We start from the raw sequence: 818 nt of genomic DNA on the forward strand, positions 1-818 counted from the left end.
ATTTAAAGGGGCGCCGCAAAGTATCGTATTACCTAGCGAAGAGCGTTCCTTTATTATTCCTATTACTTGGCTATCGCAAGTCGGCGAAATTGTAGTTTGTCTGCAAGATTAAACATGTTGCGGGCATATGTTGGATATGGATAATAATATATTATGGTTAAAGTAGAAAAGTTAGGTGTGTTCCTAAGTTCGATTAATGCATTTTTTGCACAAATTGATGACGCACAAGTGGCTATTAATACCCCTTATTTGAATAACAATAAAAGCACTATCGGTTATGACTATAGTGGTGTTATTGAAATATCAGGTCCTCTTGAAGGCTGCGTTTATGTCAGCGCTCCCAGCAACATGCTGCGCCAAGTGATCAAAATAATGGGTGAGCCTGACTCATCGATTACAATGATGAAGGACTTACTTGGTGAAATGGCCAACACGATATCTGGTAATGCTCGTACCGAATTTGGTCCAGAGTTTATTATCTCACCCCCACATATCGTTCAAGGTGCACCAAGTGTGTCTTATTTGCCAAAAGAACGTCATAGTTATATTACCAATTTTACATGGCGTGGTTATGAAGCAGTCATAGGTATTTGTATCGCTTAAGCTAATCAATAAATTGGCCATCATTAAAAAACGACGTATAGGCGTCGTTTTTTTGTGTTTTCTTAATAAGTCATTGGTTTTATTGTCTGTTATTTAAGTATGTAACACATATCGTCAAAGTAATTGTTTATAATTAATAGGCAGTTATGATAAAATACAGCGCAGCTATTTTTAGAATATACTTTTTTTAAGTAATAGCTTAATTTTTAAATCAA

General features: G+C 35.6%; 1 protein-coding gene. It reads left to right on the forward strand.

What is annotated here, in order from left to right; genetic code table 11:
- Positions 1-153 precede the first annotated feature (153 nt).
- Entirely contained in the window at positions 154-603 is a 450-nt protein-coding gene (locus tag ACS8FD_RS18960; RefSeq protein ID WP_299218105.1) for a chemotaxis protein CheX, read from the forward strand.
- The last annotated feature ends 215 nt before the right edge of the window (positions 604-818 follow it).

Source organism: Psychrobacter sp. 1U2, from assembly GCF_051847575.1.